General features: G+C 58.1%; 11 protein-coding genes. All 11 read left to right on the top strand.

The genetic code is table 11. From position 1 onward, the window contains the following. Window positions 1-10 precede the first annotated feature (10 nt). The 11 genes from ACI512_RS19075 (at window position 11) to ACI512_RS19025 (ending at window position 14,073) form a co-directional block, all read left to right on the top strand. Window positions 11-1,153: an acyl-CoA dehydrogenase family protein gene (locus ACI512_RS19075; RefSeq protein ID WP_231807845.1), complete on the top strand. Its 1,143-nt coding sequence runs from the start codon at window positions 11-13 to the stop codon at window positions 1,151-1,153. A gap of 51 nt (window positions 1,154-1,204) precedes the next feature. Continuing rightward, window positions 1,205-1,954 (top strand): electron transfer flavoprotein subunit beta/FixA family protein, encoded by a 750-nt coding sequence (locus ACI512_RS19070; protein WP_274090375.1) that lies wholly within the window; start codon window positions 1,205-1,207, stop codon window positions 1,952-1,954. After that, window positions 1,955-2,911, top strand: a complete 957-nt coding sequence (locus ACI512_RS19065; RefSeq protein ID WP_231807843.1) for an electron transfer flavoprotein subunit alpha/FixB family protein — start codon at window positions 1,955-1,957, stop codon at window positions 2,909-2,911. It abuts the gene before it with no gap. 9 nt (window positions 2,912-2,920) lie between these two features. Continuing rightward, window positions 2,921-4,441: a 3-hydroxyacyl-CoA dehydrogenase gene (locus tag ACI512_RS19060; protein ID WP_231807842.1), complete on the top strand. Its 1,521-nt coding sequence runs from the start codon at window positions 2,921-2,923 to the stop codon at window positions 4,439-4,441. Further along, entirely contained in the window at window positions 4,438-5,640 is a 1,203-nt protein-coding gene (locus tag ACI512_RS19055) for a 3-oxoadipyl-CoA thiolase (protein ID WP_231807841.1), read from the top strand. Before ACI512_RS19060 ends, ACI512_RS19055 begins: the two co-directional genes overlap by 4 nt. Before the next feature lie 40 nt (window positions 5,641-5,680). Continuing rightward, window positions 5,681-6,862, top strand: a complete 1,182-nt coding sequence (locus ACI512_RS19050; protein WP_231807840.1) for an acyl-CoA dehydrogenase — start codon at window positions 5,681-5,683, stop codon at window positions 6,860-6,862. Window positions 6,863-7,037: 175 nt separating this feature from the next. Next, window positions 7,038-8,159 (top strand): Re/Si-specific NAD(P)(+) transhydrogenase subunit alpha, encoded by a 1,122-nt coding sequence (locus tag ACI512_RS19045; RefSeq protein WP_231807839.1) that lies wholly within the window; start codon window positions 7,038-7,040, stop codon window positions 8,157-8,159. An 11-nt stretch (window positions 8,160-8,170) separates the two neighbouring features. Next, window positions 8,171-8,521, top strand: coding sequence for an NAD(P) transhydrogenase subunit alpha (locus tag ACI512_RS19040; protein WP_231807838.1), 351 nt, complete (start codon window positions 8,171-8,173; stop codon window positions 8,519-8,521). Next, window positions 8,518-9,951, top strand: a complete 1,434-nt coding sequence (locus tag ACI512_RS19035; protein ID WP_231807837.1) for an NAD(P)(+) transhydrogenase (Re/Si-specific) subunit beta — start codon at window positions 8,518-8,520, stop codon at window positions 9,949-9,951. Before ACI512_RS19040 ends, ACI512_RS19035 begins: the two co-directional genes overlap by 4 nt. 1,433 nt (window positions 9,952-11,384) lie before the next feature. Continuing rightward, on the top strand, window positions 11,385-12,350 hold the full coding sequence (locus ACI512_RS19030) for an MBL fold metallo-hydrolase (protein WP_231807836.1): 966 nt from the start codon (window positions 11,385-11,387) through the stop codon (window positions 12,348-12,350). Window positions 12,351-12,477: 127 nt separating this feature from the next. Next, complete coding sequence (locus ACI512_RS19025) at window positions 12,478-14,073, top strand: FAD-binding oxidoreductase (RefSeq protein WP_231807835.1); 1,596 nt, start codon at window positions 12,478-12,480, stop codon at window positions 14,071-14,073. Window positions 14,074-14,247 lie beyond the last annotated feature (174 nt).

The raw sequence follows: 14,247 nt of genomic DNA, 5'->3' as shown, positions 1-14,247 counted from the left end.
GAGGCACCCCATGGACTTCAATCTCAGCGAAGAGCAGCAAATGCTGCAAGACACCGCCGCCCGTGTAGCGCGCGACCGTTACAGCTTTGAACAGCGTGAGCAGTTTTACCGCAGCGAACTGGGGTTCAGCCGTGAGTTCTGGAACCAGCTCGGTGAGTTGGGCCTGAGCGCCGTACCGCTTGCCGAGGAATACGGTGGCTTCGGTGGGAGTGGCGTGGACAACATGCTGGTGATGACTGAACTGGGCCGCAACCTGTGCCTGGAACCTTATCTTCAGTCGCAAATACACGGCGCCGGACTGCTGCAGCAACTGGGCAACGCGAACCAGCGTGGCCAATGGTTGCCTCAAGTGGCTACCGGTGAGCTGCAGCTCGCGGTGGCACTGGAAGAAAGCCAGAGCCACTATCACCTGCACGATGTGCAGAGCCGTGCCGAAGCCGTCGGGGGTGGATGGCGTCTGACCGGGCATAAATGCGCGGTGGTCGGCGGCCACAGCGCCGGACTTATTCTAGTCTCGGCCCGAACCGCTGGCGGTGCTCTGGATGAGTCCGGCATCAGCCTGTTTCTGCTGGACCCTCAGGCATCAGGTGTCCATCGCCGTGATTACCCGTGCATCGATGGCCCACGAGCCTGCGACTTGTACCTGGATGGCGTCATGCTCAATCAGGATCACCTGCTGGGTCCTGTCGGCCAAGTGCTTGCGGCATTGCGCTACCAGCAAGGGCGGGCGATGGCGGCGCAATGCGCTGAGGCGATTGGCAATATGCAGGAAGCCTTCAGTCTGACGCTGGACTATTTGAAAACCCGTCAGCAGTTCAACGCGCCGATCGGCAAGTTCCAGGCATTGCAACACCGCATGGCCGACATGCGTGGCGAGCTGGAATTGGCGATTTCGATGGCCACTCTGGCCGCCTGTATCGCTGACGAACCCGACAGTGACGAACGCAGTCGCGGATTGGCTGCGGCCAAGTTCATCGTGACTCGCGCAGCCCGTTTCATCGCCGAGCAAGCGATTCAATTGCACGGCGGCATTGGCATGACCTGGGAATACAACCTTGCCCACCATGCCAAGCGCCTGGTCATGCTCAGCCACCAGTTGGGCGACGACGACCATCATTTGCAGGCCTATGCCGATTTAATGCGCAGTGCCTGAACACTCTCTACGACCGGACACTGCGCTGGCGGTCTACTACAGGAACAGATCATGAAAGTATTGGTCGCGGTAAAACGTGTGGTCGATTACAACGTCAAGGTTCGCGTCAAGGCGGACAACTCCGGCGTCGACCTCGCTAACGTCAAGATGTCGATGAACCCGTTCTGCGAAATCGCCGTGGAAGAAGCCGTACGCTTGAAAGAGCAAGGCGTTGCGACTGAAATCGTCGTCGTCTCCATCGGCCCGTCCACCGCTCAAGAGCAACTGCGCACCTCGCTGGCGCTGGGTGCCGACCGCGCCATCCTCGTCGAATCCGCCGAAGACCTGACGTCGTTGGCCGTTGCCAAGCTGCTCAAGGCGGTTGTCGACAAGGAACAGCCGCAGCTGGTGATCCTTGGCAAACAAGCCATCGACAGCGACAACAACCAGACTGGCCAGATGCTCGCGGCACTGAGCGGTTACGGTCAGGGCACCTTCGCTTCGAAAGTCGAAATCAGCGCCGACACGGTTGCCGTGACTCGCGAAATCGACGGCGGCGCGCAGACGGTTTTCCTGAAACTGCCGGCCATCGTCACCACCGATCTGCGTTTGAACGAGCCGCGTTATGCGTCCCTGCCAAACATCATGAAAGCCAAGAAGAAGCCTCTCGAAGTGCTGACTGCGGACGCATTGGGTGTTTCCACCGCTTCCACCTACAAGACTCTGAAAGTCGAAGCCCCGGCTGTGCGCAGCGCCGGGATCAAGGTCAAGTCGGTGGCTGAACTGGTCGAGAAACTCAAAACCGAAGCGAAGGTGATCTGAATGACGATCCTGGTGATTGCTGACTATTCCAAAGACGCGCAGGACAACACAGTTCTGGCCCCGGCCACGCTGAACACCGTGGCCGCCGCCGCCAAGATCGGCGGCGACATTCACGTGCTGGTAGCCGGCGCCTTTGTCGGCGCGGTGGCTGAAACCGCGGCGAACATCGCTGGCGTGGCCAAAGTGCTGCTGGCCGACCATGAGGCCTATGCCAATCTGCTTCCCGAGAATGTTGCACCCTTACTGGCCAGTCTGGTGATCGAGCAGAGTACGATTTACAGCCATGTCTTGGCCTCGGCCACCTCAAACGGCAAAAACATCCTGCCCCGCGTCGCTGCCCTGCTAGACGTTGACCAGATCTCCGAGATCATCTCGGTCGAAAGCGCTGACACTTTCAAGCGTCCGATCTACGCCGGTAACGCTATCGCTACCGTTCAGTCAAACGCACCAGTCAAAGTGATAACCGTACGGGCCACCGGTTTTGACCCTGTGGCCGCTGTGGGGGGGGCTGCTCTCATTGAGACAGTTGCTACCGTTTACGAGGCTGGAATATCCAGCTTCGTCGGCGAAGCACTGGCCAAGTCCGATCGTCCGGAACTGACCGCTGCCAAAATCGTCGTTTCCGGCGGGCGCGGCATGCAGAACGGCGACAATTTCAAATACCTGTACACACTAGCCGACAAGCTGGGCGCTGCAGTCGGTGCTTCCCGCGCCGCAGTCGACGCAGGTTTCGTCCCCAACGACATGCAGGTTGGTCAGACCGGCAAGATCGTTGCGCCACAGCTGTACATCGCGGTCGGTATCTCCGGCGCGATCCAGCACTTGGCCGGCATGAAAGACTCTAAGGTGATCGTTGCGATCAACAAGGACGAAGAAGCCCCGATCTTCCAGGTGGCCGATTACGGTCTGGTGGCGGATCTGTTCGAGGCTGTTCCAGAGCTGGAACAAGCTCTCTGAGGAATGCTTATGACCACATTTAAAAAGATCGGTGTGATCGGTAGTGGGGCCATGGGTCGTGGTATTGCCCAGTTGTTCGCCAGCGCCGGTGTCGAGGTGCTGCTGCACGACAGCCGCAGCGAAGCTATCGAACAAGCTCTAATACAGAATCGCGAATTACTGGAGCGTGAGGCGGCCAAAGGAAAGATCAGTGCCGAAGTATTGGCCGGCACCCTCGAGCGCATGCGTGCGGCGCACACCCTGCAGGAACTCGCCGGTTGCGACCTGCTGATCGAGGCTATCGTCGAGAATCTTGAAGCCAAACAGAAACTGTTCCGGGAACTGGAACAACTGGTTAGCCGTGATGCGGTTCTGGCCAGCAACACCTCGTCACTGTCGATCACCCTGATCGCCAGCGCTTGTGAGCAACCTCAGCGGGTCGCCGGCTTTCACTTCTTCAATCCGGTCACGCTGATGAAAATTGTCGAGGTGGTCCGCGGGGAACGTACCGATCCGCAGGTCGTTCAACGGCTGTCGGCTCTGGCACAGCACGCCGGGCATTTTGCCGCAGTGACGCCGGATTCACCTGGGTTTCTAGTCAATCATGCTGGCCGAGCCTACGGCCCGGAAGCGCTGCGAATCCTCGCCGAAGGTATTGCCACGCCGGCGCAGATAGACCGGATTCTCAAGGATTGTCTGGGCTTTCGCATGGGGCCGTTCGAACTGTTCGACCTGGTCGGTCTTGATATTGCTCATGCGGTGATGGAGTCGATCCACGACCAGTTCTATCAGGACCCGCGCTACACCCCTTCATCACTGGTGCCTGCGCGCCTTGCCGCAGGCTTGCTCGGACGCAAGTCCGGGCAGGGATTCTATCGCTACCGGGAAGGCCGAGCGGTCAAAGAAGCCCTGGTTGAACTGCCGCACGTGGATATCAATCAGCCGTTCTGGTTGGACTGCCGTGATGCGGCGATGCGCGACAAAATCTGCGCCGTACTGGCGAGTGCCGGTGCGGTGCTGGAGCAGGGTGAGCAGCCCGGCTCAGATACTATCTGTCTGGTGACGCCGCTGGGTGAGGATGCCAGCAGCGCGATCGCCCGCAGGCAACTCCCTGTCGCCCGCAGCCTGGCGCTGGAAACGTTTGCCGGTTTCGACCTGCGTCGAGTGCTGATGCGTCATCCCGGGCTGGATGCCAACGTGCTGGCGCAGGCGCGGCAGGCGTTAGGGGCAGATGGTGTACCGGTGGAGGTGATCAACGACTCGCCCGGTTTCATCGCCCAGCGTGTGCTGGCCAGTATCGTCAATCTGGGATGCGAAATCGCTCAGCGGCGTATCGTCGATCCCGCCACCCTGGATCGTGCGGTGCAACTGGCGTTGGGTTACCCCCACGGCCCACTGGGTTTCGGCGATCAATATGGGTCCATGAAAATCAAGCAGATCTTGCACGCACTGCACGATCTCTATCAGGAGCCGCGCTATCGGCTCAGCCCTTGGCTGCGCCGCCGCGTACAGCTCGGCCTGCCCCTGACCACTCCCGAGGAATCAGTATGAATGCCTACATCTACGATGGCCTGCGTTCGCCCTTTGGCCGCCACGCGGGCGTCCTGGCCAATGTGCGCCTCGATGACCTGCTAGCCTCGGTTGTTCGCGCCCTGGTAGCGCGTAATCCGTTCGCTGCGCAAGACTATGAAGACCTGATTGTCGGCTGTACTAACCAGGCTGGCGAGGACGCGCGTAACCTGGGTCGTCACGCGGCCTTGCTGGCGGGCCTGTCGCCAGCAGTGGGCGGCCTGACGGTCAACCGTCTGTGTGGTTCGGGGCTGGCAGCAGTACTCGACGCCGCCCGCGCAGTGCACGTTGGCCAAGGCGAATTGTTTATTGCCGGCGGAGCGGAGAGCATGAGTCGCGCGCCCTTCGTGATCGCAAAGGCGCAAAGCGCCTACTCGCGGGACTTCAGCGCCTTTGATAGCACTATCGGTGCGCGCTTTCCCAACCCTCGGTTGGAAGCCGAGTTCGGTGCCGATACGATGCCGCAGACAGCCGATAACGTCGCTCGCGAGCTGGGTATCAGTCGTGATCAGGCAGACACTTACGCGGCACGCAGCCAGGCATTGTTCGAGGCGGCGGTACAGGACGGTTTCCATGCTGGCGAAATCCTGCCCATCGAAGTACCTCAAGGCCCCAAGCAACCGCCCAAGCTGGTTGATCGTGATGAACCCCCGCGTCCCGACAGCAATTTCGGGAGCTTGTCGCGCCTTCGCCCGTTATTCGAGGGCGGCGTAGTCACTGCCGGTAATGCTTCGGGTGTGAATGACGGTGCGGCCGCAATGTTGATTGGTTCGCAGGCCATCGGCGAGCAATACGGACTAAAACCGCGCGCACAGATCCTGACCGCAGCCATCGCGGGCGTGGAGCCCAGGCTGATGGGGCTTGGCCCGGTACCGGCGATTATCAAGGCACTGCAGCGTGCCAATCTGCAACTGGCTGATATGGATCTGATCGAAATCAACGAAGCCTTCGCTGCGCAAGTACTCGGTTGTGCCAAACAACTAGGGCTGGCGTTCGATGATCCACGCCTGAATCCGAATGGTGGGGCCATTGCCATCGGTCACCCGCTGGGCGCCTCGGGTGCCCGCCTGGCCTACAGCGCGGTGCGTCAGTTGGAACGCAGCAACGGTCGCTACGCCCTGGTTAGCCTGTGCATTGGCCTGGGGCAGGGCATTGCCTGCGTGATTGAACGCCTCGAATAACCAAATAAAACAACACCAGAACGAACTTGGAGAATTACCCATGGCCAACTCGGCAAGCTTCAACTGGATCGACCCGCTGCTGCTGGATCAGCAACTCACCGAAGAAGAGCGCATGGTGCGCGATAGCGCCCAACAGTTCGCCGCCGACAAACTGGCGCCACGGGTGCTGGAGGCTTTCCGTCATGAGAAGACCGATCCTGCCATCTTCCGTGAGATGGGCGAAACCGGTCTGCTTGGCGCGACCATTCCCGAAGCCTACGGCGGCAGTGGCCTGAACTATGTGTGCTACGGCCTGATCGCCCGCGAAGTGGAGCGCGTCGACTCCGGTTACCGCTCGATGATGAGCGTGCAGTCGTCGTTGGTGATGGTGCCTATCAACGAGTTCGGCAACGAAGCGACCAAGCAGAAATACCTTCCCAAGCTGGCCAGCGGTGAATATATCGGTTGCTTTGGTCTGACTGAACCAGACCATGGTTCCGATCCAGGCTCAATGGTTACCCGGGCGAAAAAAGTTGACGGCGGCTACCGCCTGACAGGCGCCAAGATTTGGATCACCAACAGCCCTATCGCCGATGTATTTGTGGTTTGGGCCAAAGACGATGCGGGTGAAATTCGCGGTTTTGTCCTGGAAAAAGGCTGGCAGGGCCTGAGTGCGCCCGCGATTCACGGCAAGGTCGGCTTGCGTGCGTCGATCACTGGCGAGATCGTGATGGACAATGTGTTCTGTCCGGAAGAGAACGCTTTCCCGGATGTACGCGGTTTGAAGGGGCCATTCACCTGTCTCAACTCTGCCCGTTACGGTATCAGTTGGGGCGCTCTGGGTGCTGCTGAAGATTGCTGGCACACCGCACGCCAATATTGCCTAGACCGCAAGCAGTTCGGTCGCCCCTTGGCACAGACCCAACTGATCCAGAAAAAGCTGGCCGACATGCAGACCGAGATCACTCTGGCTCTGCAGGGCTGCCTACGCCTCGGCCGGATGAAGGATGAAGGCACCGCGGCGGTGGAAATTACCTCGATCATGAAGCGCAACAGCTGCGGCAAATCGCTAGATATCGCCCGTATGGCCCGCGACATGCTCGGTGGCAACGGCATCAGCGACGAATTCGGCGTAGCCCGCCACCTGGTCAACCTGGAGGTGGTCAATACCTATGAAGGCACTCACGATGTCCATGCGCTGATCCTCGGTCGCGCCCAGACGGGCCTGCAGGCGTTCTTCTAAGGATTAGCGGGTATCCGATCTAAGGCCGTCATGACCGGCATGAAACGGCCCAAATCGCGTCGACAAGGTGCTTGCCCGGTACGTACCGGGCATAAGCACCTAGCCCTGCCGAAGGATGCATTTCGATGCATTCAACGGGAAAGTTTTTTCAGGAATTTTTACCGGAGAATAACAAGTGCATATCGGTGTTCCACTCGAGACCCATGCCGGCGAGACGCGGGTTGCCGCGACTCCCGAAACTATCAAGAAGCTGATCGGCCAGGGCCATAAGGTCACTGTACAAAGCGGCGCCGGCATTAATGCCAGCGTTGTCGACAGTGCCTATGAAGCGGCAGGCGCAAGCATTGGCAGCGCCAACGATGCGTTTGCTGCAGAGCTGATTCTCAAAGTCGTCGCCCCCAGCGACAGCGAGCTGGCGCTGATCAAGAGCGGCACCGTCGTGGTGGGCATGCTCAACCCGTTCAACAACGAGATCATCGCCAAGCTGGCCGAATGCGGGATTACCGCCTTCGCCCTGGAGGCCGCGCCGCGCACCTCCCGCGCACAAAGCCTGGATGTGCTGTCCTCGCAAGCCAACATCGCCGGTTACAAAGCCGTGTTGTTGGCCGCGCACCATTATCCGCGCTTCATGCCAATGCTGATGACCGCGGCAGGCACCGTGAAAGCGGCGCGCGTGCTGATCCTCGGTGCCGGCGTGGCCGGCTTGCAGGCCATCGCGACCGCCAAGCGCCTGGGGGCGGTGATCGAAGCGTCTGACGTGCGTCCTGCGGTAAAAGAGCAGATCGAATCCCTCGGCGCCAAGTTCGTCGACGTGCCGTACGAGACCGATGAAGAGCGTGAATGCGCCGTTGGTGTCGGCGGTTACGCCCGCCCGATGCCGGCCAGCTGGATGCAGCGCCAGGCCGCGGCCGTGCACGAACGCGCCAAACAGGCGGACATCGTCATCACCACCGCGCTGATTCCCGGCCGCAAGGCACCGACGCTGTTGAGTGCAGAAACCGTGGCCCAGATGAAACCGGGCTCGGTGGTCATCGACCTCGCGGCCGCCCAGGGCGGCAACTGCCCGCTGACCGTGGCCGATCAGGTGGTCGTCGAACATGGCGTGACCATCGTGGGCCCGACCAACCTGGCCAGCGCCGTGGCGGCTGACGCTTCGGCGCTGTACGCCCGCAACCTGCTGGATTTCATGAAACTGTTGTTCGATAAAGACGGACAACTGGTGATCAACCTGGAAGACGATATCGTCGCCGCGTGCCTGATGTGCCGCGACGGCCAGATCGTGCGCAAGAACGGCTGAGGATAAAAACAATGGAAGACATGCTGATTTCTCACGGTATCTACAACCTGATCATCTTCGTGCTGGCGATCTATGTCGGCTACCACGTGGTCTGGAACGTGACACCGGCACTGCACACGCCACTGATGGCGGTAACCAACGCCATTTCGGCCATCGTCATCGTCGGCGCCATGCTCGCCGCCGCCCTCACCGTAACCCCGCTGGGCAAGACCATGGGCACCCTGGCCGTGGCCCTGGCCGCGGTCAACGTGTTCGGTGGCTTCCTGGTGACCCGGCGCATGCTGGAAATGTTCAAGAAAAAAGCGGCGCCAGCGAAAGTCCCGGCCGCCAAAGCCGCAGCAGCTGAGGTGCAGCAAGCATGAGCATGAACCTGGTTACTTCCCTGTATTTGATCGCCTCGGTCTGCTTCATCCAGGCGCTCAAGGGCCTCTCGCACCCCACCACGTCGCGGCGTGGCAACCTGTTCGGCATGCTCGGCATGGGCCTGGCGATCCTCACCACGGTCGGCCTGATCTACAAGCTGGGCACCGAACTGGCGCAAGACGGGATCGTCTACGTGATCGTCGGCCTGCTGATCGGCGGCACGGCCGGCTCGATCATGGCCAAACGCGTTGAAATGACCAAGATGCCCGAACTGGTCGCCTTCATGCACAGCATGATCGGCCTGGCCGCGGTGTTCATCGCCGTGGCTGCCGTGGTCGAGCCACAGTCGCTGGGCATCGTGCAGAACCTCGGCGATGCGATCCCGGCCGGTAACCGCCTGGAACTGTTCCTCGGGGCTGCCATCGGTGCAATCACTTTCTCCGGCTCTGTAATCGCTTTCGGCAAACTGGCTGGCAAATACAAGTTCCGTCTGTTCCAGGGCGCACCGGTCCAGTTCGGCGGTCAGCACAAACTGAACCTGCTGCTGGGCCTCGCCACCCTGGGTCTGGGCGTGACCTTCATGCTCACCGGCGACTACACCGCGTTCGGCGTGATGCTGGCCCTGGCCTTCGTGCTCGGCGTGCTGATCATCATCCCGATTGGTGGCGCCGACATGCCGGTCGTTGTATCGATGCTCAACAGCTACTCCGGTTGGGCAGCAGCGGGTATCGGCTTCTCGCTGAACAACTCGATGCTGATCATTGCCGGTTCGCTGGTAGGCTCGTCCGGTGCGATCCTCTCGTACATCATGTGCAAGGCGATGAACCGTTCCTTCTTTAATGTGCTGCTCGGCGGCTTCGGCAACACAGCCGATGCGGGTCCGGCAGGTGCGAAGGAAGCCCGCCCGGTGAAATCCGGTTCGGCGGACGACGCGACCTTCCTGCTGACCAACGCCGACACCGTGATCATCGTGCCGGGCTACGGTCTGGCGGTCGCGCGGGCTCAGCACGCGCTGAAGGAACTGACCGAGAAGCTGACCCACCGCGGCGTGACCGTGAAGTACGCGATCCACCCGGTGGCCGGGCGCATGCCCGGGCACATGAACGTGTTGCTGGCCGAGGCCGAAGTGCCGTACGACCAGGTGTTCGAGATGGACGACATCAACTCCGAGTTCGGCCAGGCCGACGTGGTGCTGGTGCTGGGCGCCAACGACGTGGTCAACCCGGCGGCGAAGAACGATCCGAAATCGCCGATTGCCGGCATGCCGATCCTCGAAGCGTTCAAGGCCAAGACCATCATCGTCAACAAGCGCTCGATGGCCAGCGGCTATGCCGGCCTGGACAACGAACTGTTCTACCTGGACAAAACCATGATGGTGTTCGGCGACGCGAAAAAGGTCATCGAAGACATGGTCAAAGCGGTCGACTGACGACTAATGGATGCCCCAGATCTGTTCCGCTTCCTTATAAAAAAGTTGAGCTCCTCGTAGGTCATGGGCCCGTCGACAGCAACGTCATAAAGGCTCATGATTCTCAGCGCTCCGTGCACTAGCCGCCTCGCCTGGGCGGCCCAGTGCCAAGTGGTCCCGCCTTTGCCACGGTTGTAAGCCAATAGGTAATGGTATTAGCCGCTATGATTGAACCATCAGCCTGTATGAAGCCCAGCGGACAGCACGCCGTCGAAAGCCACGAACACACGCGACATTTTTCCGGTTTCTTTCTCCATGGCTGTATACCTGCATCTCGTGTTGCTGGTAGCCGTCGGGTAGCTGGAGGTCCAGGGGGATTCTGTGCGGGGAGCTTGGCAGGCGAGCCAGTGTTTCCCGATCGAGTCGCCTGCACCATAGAAGTCAGTCACACTGACGTTGGCCGACGGCGGATGACTGAAGTTGAACATGGTGCGCTAAATCGCTTACGTAAATTTGACCCCCGAAGTGGCTGATGACAGTCATGATCATTGCCTCATTTTCTCAAGTCGAGTCGGACTCGCCTGGGGTCAAGCCCGACGTGGGCCTTCCAACCCGATAGGGATGGTCTGAAGTCCTGAGTGACATCCGCCACGTTGGCCGCCGTGCCCAAAACGCTGTGCACCATCGCGACTCTTCATTCGCGCTGAGGTTGGCTTCATGGCGAAATAGTACGGGGCTTTATTTGTTTGAAGTGCCGGCACTTGATGACGATTAAGTCAACATGCTGCTAATGCCTCTGATGGTAGGCGCTAAGGCGTTCGGGACAGCAGGTAGTTGTCGCGCCAACCGTTTTTTCAATGGCGCTTTCTTGCCGGTCTGCTGTTCTCGATCCGGGTTCAGGCGCACTGGTCCTGGCGGGTCCCAGTTGCCTGCTTGCGCGCGCGCCCGGTCCCTGTCAAAAGCGCAAATCCACATGCACCGTCCGACATGGCGTCACTGCCCCACTGGATTCGCGCCTCCTCAGCTTCGGTGAAGGGGGCGAAATGGTGGGCAGACAATCTAGCGGTCGCAACCAGGCGGCTACAGCCATGGTAAAACTCCCCCTTCCCGCGCCCCCACAGGGAAGGCGAAGAGAATTTGTCATGGGCAGCAAATTTCACTCACAGAACTATATCAATATGTTGACTTAAATCTGATGTGTGTCTTAGGATTAAAAGCGGCCGAGGTTTTTCAGTAGCGCTACCCATCTGAACGGAAGGTCGCCTCCAACGGCAATACAACTCGAATCTAACTAAGAAAATAAGAATGGAGATAAACAGATTATGAGAAAGATAAAACGTTTTGTAGCGGGGCTACCGACGTTGTTTTTATCTACAACTTCTACCGGCGGCGGCTCCGTTAATCCAGTGGGGCATTCATTCCTCGCTTGCCCTAGGCTTTTCGCAAGACTCTCTATGCCTAAGCCGCGGTTGATTCTATTCGCTCTGTCGCTTGCTTGCGCGCCGCTTGCGTCGGCGCAGCCCGTCGCCTCCCTGACGGAGGTCGCGCTGCAGGGCGGCGATTACCACCGCGTGCACATTGGCGATGTAATGGTGACGGCGCTTTCAGACGGCACGATATCGTTTGATCTCCACAAGCATCTGACCAACACCACGCCGGGTAAGATCGATGCGCTGCTCCGCCAAAACTTCGAGAATAGTCCGGTGGAGGCGTCGATTAACACGTACCTGATCGAGCTGCCTGGCCGACTGGTGTTGGTTGATGTGGGAGTCGGTGAGCTGTTCGGGCCGGGCAATGGCGGTCTGTTGCTCGAAAGCCTCGCGGCAGCTGGCTACCGGCCGGATCAGGTCACCGACATTCTGATCACGCATGTGCACACGGATCATAGCGGTGGGCTCGTCAAGGGTGGGCAGCGCCTGTTCACCAATGCGACGGTGCATGTCGGCCAGCCCGATCTTGACTTCTTCCTGGGTGCCAATCAGGCGAAGCGCGCCGGCTATCCCAGCATCTTTTTCGACGAAGCGGCCAAGACGCTGAAACCTTATGTAGATGCTGGCAAGGTCGCGGGCTTCTCGGGCACAGAAGAAGTTGTACCTGGCATCACTGCAACTATTCACCCCGGTCACACCCCGGGCAGTGCATTCTACACACTTGCCAGCCGGGGCAAGACGCTGACTTTCGTCGGCGACCTCATTCATTTCGCACCAGTGCAGCTTCCAGATCCGAGCGTTACCTTCCTTTATGATTTCGATGCGAAGGCAGCCGCGGCGAATCGCCGGACCGCGTTACAGGAGTTCGCTCGCGATCGAACCCTCATCGCGGTGCCCCATTTTTCCTTTCCGGGCATTGGATACGTCCGTGCGTCTGGCAAGCACTTTCAATGGGTGCCGATCCCCTATGGCAACCGCAAGGTGAACTGATCACGACCAGACGTGACCTGCGGACTGGTTTCGCTGTGCCTGCCTCAAACGGTGTGGTGCCATGAGTCGCTCGCGGCTCGATTGAACATACCGTGCTAATTATGATCTGCCTAAGAGAGTATTGAGCATGCAAGCTATTAATCTAACAAAAGCGATTGACGAGAGAACGGTGCGGGAACTTCAGCAGCTGGTTGGAGATGAAAACGTCTCAATTCAGCAGGACCATCGCACCCAGATGTCAACTGATTTAAGTTGGCTTCCTCGAGAGCTCTGTGACATTGTGGTGGCTCCCAACTCAACAGAAGAACTGATCGCCATTGCAAAAATTGCCAAAGTTGGCGGTTACTGTTGTGTCCCCCGGGGCGCCGGCTTGTCTTATACGAGAGGTTATACACCCAGTCGCGAACGGTCGATAACTATCGACATGCGCCGTATGAATCGCATTCTCCAAATCAATGAGGAGGATATGTACATCACCGTAGAGTGCGGCTGCACATGGAGTGCAATTTACGAAGCGCTAAAAGAGAAAGGATTAAGGACACCTTATTACGGACCACTTTCCGGTCTGTATTCCACAGTTGGAGGAGCGCTTTCACAAAATAGCATTTTTATGGGGTCGGGCACACACGGCAGCACCGCGGACAGCGTTATTGGTTTAAATGTTGTACTGTCAGATGGGAGTCTATTGATAACAGGGTCTGGAGCTCATCAGAATGGTGCGCCTTTCGGCCGACACTTTGGTCCCGATATAACCGGCATATTCACCTCCGATACTGGTGCAATGGGGTTGAAGGCTACCGCAACATTTCGCCTAATCGTTTCACCAAAAAGTACACGGTTTGCCTCTTTCTCTTTCGATAACTTAGCGGATATGCTTGGAGCGCAGAAAGAGGTTGCCCGGTTGCGATTAGCAAGTGAGTGTTATGGCTTTGACCCCTATTATAATAAAAACTTTTCCAAGATGGAGATTCCACTGTCGCAGAAAAAGGCGGTCGGAAAGCAAGTAATTAAAGAAGCCGGGTTGCTGACGGCGCTGAGAATGGGCATGGGTGGTCAACGGGTTTTGGAGCGAGTTAATTATTCGCTTCACATGACGATTGATAGCAACACATCACAGGGCGCATCAGCTTCGCTCAGGGTTGCCAAGCGAATTTGTGAGAAGTATAACGCCAAAGCATTGACTCCTAGCATTCCCGTCCTCATCCGTGCTGTTCCTTTTCAGCCTATAAGACAATACATTCTGGGCTATGGTGGTGAATGTTGGTTTCCTATTCATGGGCTGGTCCCGCTATCCAAAGCCATCGAGGTTTCCTTAGCGATCGAAGCTTACTTTGCCGAAAATAAGGCAAGAATGGACAAGAATAAGATACGTTATTCTTATCTTATGTGCTCGTCCGGTCATGAATTTCTTATTGAACCCTCATTGTACTGGCCCGATAAGATCGATGAATTCAGAGAAGAATTCCTTGAGCCGGAATATCGCGAAAAATGGAAGCAGCGCCCTGAGCAACCTGATGTTCGTGCCATTGCACTAGAACTGCGCGCTGGGATTCGAGATATCATGTTCAAGAACGGTGGGTATCATATGCAAATCGGCAAATACTATCCGTTTAAAGAAGCACTTGAAGGACGTGGCGCCCCGTTGTGGCGCCTATTAAATCAGATTAAGGATGCAGTAGATCCGGAAAGAAAAATGAACCCAGGCTCTTTGGGTCTAGACTAAGTTAATCCTGGGTCAAGAAGCGAGGTAAAGCAGGCATGTCATTAGAGAAAAGTTATTTCAATACCCCATCTGGACAGGTGCACTATCGTTATGGAGGGGCGGATGAATATGCCCCCCATTTATTTTTCATCAAAACACCAGTTCATCAAAAAGGTATGCGCGCACACTGGAAAA

Origin of the sequence: Pseudomonas petroselini (genome assembly GCF_045037875.1) — a bacterium.
Lineage (GTDB): Bacteria > Pseudomonadota > Gammaproteobacteria > Pseudomonadales > Pseudomonadaceae > Aquipseudomonas > Aquipseudomonas petroselini.
Note: the sequence above shows the minus strand (reverse complement) of the source record. Positions and strands in the feature narration are given on the sequence as shown.

Excerpts from the sequence above, each read along its gene's own strand:
- ACI512_RS19060 (WP_231807842.1), top strand. The coding sequence starts at position 2,921 with ATGACCACATTTAAAAAGATCGGTGTGATCGGTAGTGGGGCCATGGGT.
- ACI512_RS19070 (WP_274090375.1), top strand. The coding sequence starts at position 1,205 with ATGAAAGTATTGGTCGCGGTAAAACGTGTGGTCGATTACAACGTCAAG.
- ACI512_RS19025 (WP_231807835.1), top strand. The coding sequence starts at position 12,478 with ATGCAAGCTATTAATCTAACAAAAGCGATTGACGAGAGAACGGTGCGG.
- ACI512_RS19065 (WP_231807843.1), top strand. The coding sequence starts at position 1,955 with ATGACGATCCTGGTGATTGCTGACTATTCCAAAGACGCGCAGGACAAC.
- ACI512_RS19055 (WP_231807841.1), top strand. The coding sequence starts at position 4,438 with ATGAATGCCTACATCTACGATGGCCTGCGTTCGCCCTTTGGCCGCCAC.
- ACI512_RS19035 (WP_231807837.1), top strand. The coding sequence starts at position 8,518 with ATGAGCATGAACCTGGTTACTTCCCTGTATTTGATCGCCTCGGTCTGC.
- ACI512_RS19040 (WP_231807838.1), top strand. The coding sequence starts at position 8,171 with ATGGAAGACATGCTGATTTCTCACGGTATCTACAACCTGATCATCTTC.
- ACI512_RS19050 (WP_231807840.1), top strand. The coding sequence starts at position 5,681 with ATGGCCAACTCGGCAAGCTTCAACTGGATCGACCCGCTGCTGCTGGAT.
- ACI512_RS19030 (WP_231807836.1), top strand. The coding sequence starts at position 11,385 with ATGCCTAAGCCGCGGTTGATTCTATTCGCTCTGTCGCTTGCTTGCGCG.
- ACI512_RS19075 (WP_231807845.1), top strand. The coding sequence starts at position 11 with ATGGACTTCAATCTCAGCGAAGAGCAGCAAATGCTGCAAGACACCGCC.